This is a genomic window from Mesorhizobium sp. M7A.F.Ca.CA.004.06.1.1, from assembly GCF_003999135.1.
Taxonomy (GTDB): domain Bacteria; phylum Pseudomonadota; class Alphaproteobacteria; order Rhizobiales; family Rhizobiaceae; genus Mesorhizobium.
The window spans coordinates 1-3471 of record NZ_RZPQ01000634.1 but is presented as its reverse complement, the minus strand read 5'-3'; the positions used below and the strand labels follow the sequence as shown (position 1 = coordinate 3471).

Annotated in this window: 3 protein-coding genes; 2 read left to right on the top strand and 1 reads right to left on the bottom strand. The window is 63.8% G+C overall.

What is annotated here, in order from left to right:
* The coding region (locus EN906_RS27335; protein WP_164777396.1) for a LysR family transcriptional regulator at positions 1-169 on the bottom strand (169 nt) is incomplete at its 3' end.
* A gap of 263 nt (positions 170-432) precedes the next feature.
* Here EN906_RS27335 and katG point away from each other — a divergent pair.
* Entirely contained in the window at positions 433-2628 is a 2196-nt protein-coding gene (katG, locus tag EN906_RS27330; RefSeq protein WP_127269041.1) for a catalase/peroxidase HPI, read from the top strand.
* A 181-nt stretch (positions 2629-2809) separates the two neighbouring features.
* A complete protein-coding gene (locus EN906_RS27325) occupies positions 2810-3367 on the top strand; it encodes a GNAT family N-acetyltransferase (protein WP_127269044.1) in 558 nt (185 codons plus the stop codon).
* The last annotated feature ends 104 nt before the right edge of the window (positions 3368-3471 follow it).

Genomic DNA, 3471 nt, shown 5'->3' with positions numbered 1-3471 from the left:
GGCGTGGGCCTCTTTGGAAAAGCTCCGTGCCAAGCGTTTCCTCCAACTCCCGGATCTGCACCGAGATCGCGGGCTGCGAGATCGCGCAGGCATCGGCGGCACGGCCGAAATGATTGTGCCGCGCCAGCGCCTCGAAATAACGCAACTGCTTCAGCGTCAGGTTTGTCATAATGTCATCTTATCGCTGTAATCAGGAAATCCAACTTAAATTAATGAAGCGGCTTTGCTATAGGAGTCGCAACGAAGATGAGGAGCAGCCGGGACCGCCTGGTGAGGCGCATGCCCGCGGCAACGGGACATCCAACATATTCGGTCGCGTATCGGGCATATGGTCATCGCGCCAGCCATGAAACGGACCGCCTCCAGGGACATCCAACGTCCCTGTTCACGCAGCAGTTGAACAGCTCAACACAGCCACGATCGGAGAAGAACATGGACGCACAGACCGATGATCCCAGCGCCGGCAAATGCCCCGTTGCACACGGATCCTCCAGCAGGAGCAACCGTGACTGGTGGCCCAACCAACTCGATCTTGGCGTTCTCCATCAGCAATCGAACCTTTCGGATCCGATGGGCGAAGAGTTCGACTATGCCGAGGAATTCAAGTCGCTCGATCTCGATGCGGTGATCAAGGACCTGCACCAGGTGATGACGGATTCGCAGGAGTGGTGGCCGGCCGACTTCGGCCATTATGGGCCGCTGTTCATCCGCATGGCCTGGCACAGTGCCGGCACCTACCGCATCGGCGATGGCCGTGGCGGCGCCGGGGCCGGCCAGCAGCGTTTTGCTCCGCTCAACAGCTGGCCGGACAATGCCAATCTCGACAAGGCGCGCCGGCTGCTGTGGCCGGTCAAGCAGAAATATGGCCGCAAGATCTCCTGGGCCGACCTGCTGATCCTCACCGGCAACGTCGCGCTGGAATCGATGGGCTTCAAGACCTTCGGTTTTGCTGGCGGCCGCGCCGACGTCTGGGAACCCGAACAGGACGTCGATTGGGGTTCGGAAACCAAGTGGCTCGACGACAAGCGCTACTCCGGCGACCGCGAACTCCAGGGCCATCTCGGCGCCGTCCAGATGGGACTGATCTACGTCAATCCGGAAGGGCCGAACGGCAAGCCGGATCCGCTGGCCTCGGCACGCGACATCCGCGAGACCTTCGCGCGCATGGCCATGAACGACGAGGAGACCGTGGCGCTGATCGCTGGCGGTCACACCTTCGGCAAGACGCACGGCGCCGGCGATGCCTCGCTGGTGGGCGCGGAGCCTGAAGGCTCGAGCATCGAGGCGCAGGGCCTTGGCTGGTCGAGCAAGCACGCCTCCGGCATTGCAGGCGACGCCATCACCTCGGGCCTCGAGGTGACCTGGACCACGACGCCGACCAAGTGGAGCAACAACTTCTTCGACAATCTGTTCAACTTCGAATGGGAACTGACCACGAGCCCGGCCGGCGCGCATCAGTGGACGCCGAAGGGCGGCGCCGGTGCCGGGACCGTGCCGGATGCCCACGATCCGTCCAAGCGCCGCGCGCCTGCCATGCTGACCACCGATCTCGCACTGCGGGCCGATCCGGCCTACGAGAAGATCTCGCGGCGCTTCCATGAGCATCCGGACCATTTCGCCGACGCGTTTGCCCGCGCCTGGTACAAGCTGACCCATCGCGACATGGGTCCGATCGTTCGTTATCTCGGTCCGCTCGTGCCGAAGGAAGAGCTGATCTGGCAGGATCCGATCCCGGCGGTCGACCATGAACTGGTCGGCGAGCAGGACATTGCGTCGCTGAAGGCGAAGATCCTGGCATCGGGCCTGTCGGTCTCCGAATTGGTCTCGACTGCGTGGGCCTCGGCCTCGACGTTCCGCAATTCCGACAAGCGCGGAGGTGCCAATGGCGCACGCATCCGGCTGGCACCGCAGAAGGATTGGGACGTCAACCAGCCGGCTGAACTGTCGAAGGTGCTGGCGAAGCTGGAAGCCATCCAGAAGGAGTTCAACGCGGCACAGACCGGCGGGAAAAAGATCTCGCTGGCCGATCTCATCGTGCTCGGCGGTGTCGCCGCGGTCGAGAAGGCGGCGAAGGACGGCGGCCACGAAACCAAGGTGCCGTTCACGCCGGGCCGCATGGATGCTTCACAGGAACAGACCGATGTCCATTCCTTTGCCGCGCTCGAGCCGAAAGTCGATGGCTTCCGCAACTATGTCAGGGGCAAGCAGCCGATGTCGGTCGAGGCCATGCTGGTCGACCGCGCGCAATTGCTGTCGCTGACCGCGCCCGAGATGACGGTTCTGGTCGGCGGTCTGCGCGTGCTCGGCGCCAACACGGCCAAGTCGAAGCACGGCGTGCTCACCGACCGGCCGGGTACGTTGACCAACGACTTCTTCGTCAATCTGCTCAGCATGAACACGGTCTGGGATCCGGCGGCCGGCTCCGACGAAGTCTACGAGGCGCGTGACCGCAAGACCAAGGCGGTCAAGTGGACCGGCACCCGTGCCGACCTGATCTTCGGCTCGCACGCCCAGCTCCGCGCGCTTGCCGAGGTCTACGGGTCGGCGGACGCCAAGGCGAAATTCACCAGGGATTTCGTCGCTGCGTGGACCAAGGTGATGAACGCCGACCGCTTCGACATTGCCTGAACTCGCATAAGGCACTCCGGCGCAGCCGCGCCGGAGTGCCAATCCTCCCAAGGACATGAGATCGGGGCCGCGTTTCCAGCGATGGGAGCGCGGCCTTGTCGTAAGAGATTGCGCTTTGGTGGACCGTGCCTTCCTGGGCAGGGATGCTATCTTGCCGGTGTCGCGTCTCCGCCAGTGCACCATGATCGAAATCGTCAAACCCGCGCTCGAACATCTGCCGTCCTACAAGGCGGCGCTCGAACGCGGCTGGTCGCCGGACAATGTGCGGCTGATGGAGGCGACGCGCGAGCAGCTCGCGGCCATCGAAAAGGATCCCGTGGCCTTTCTTGCCGACCTCGACGATCCCCAGGCCAAGGGTGGCGCGATCAGTTTGCCAGACGGCAAAAAGGTGCCGCGCCTACCGGGCTTCCGCCGCTGGATCTGGGACGGCGAGGCGTCGGGCTCGATCGGCTTTCGCTGGCAGAAGGGCACGTCGGAATTGCCGAAGCATGTGCTCGGTCATATCGGCTATGCGGTGGTGCCGTGGAAGCGACGGCGTGGCTACGCCACCGAGGCGCTGCGGCTGATGCTGGAGGAGGCGAGGGCGGTCGGCCTGGCTCACGTCGAGATCACCGCCAAGCCGGGCAATCCGGCCTCGCACAAGGTGATCCTGGCCAATGGCGGCAAGCTCGTCGAACGCTTTTTCGAGGACGCCGCCTATGGCGGGGCGGAGAGCTTGCGGTTCCGGATCGAGCTGTAGGGCGATCTCGTCGGATTGAGTTCACCCCCTCATTTCGAACTCGCCGCCGCCCCTCATCTGCCTGCCGGCATCTTCTCCCCGTAAACGGGGAGAAGGGGCTGGTC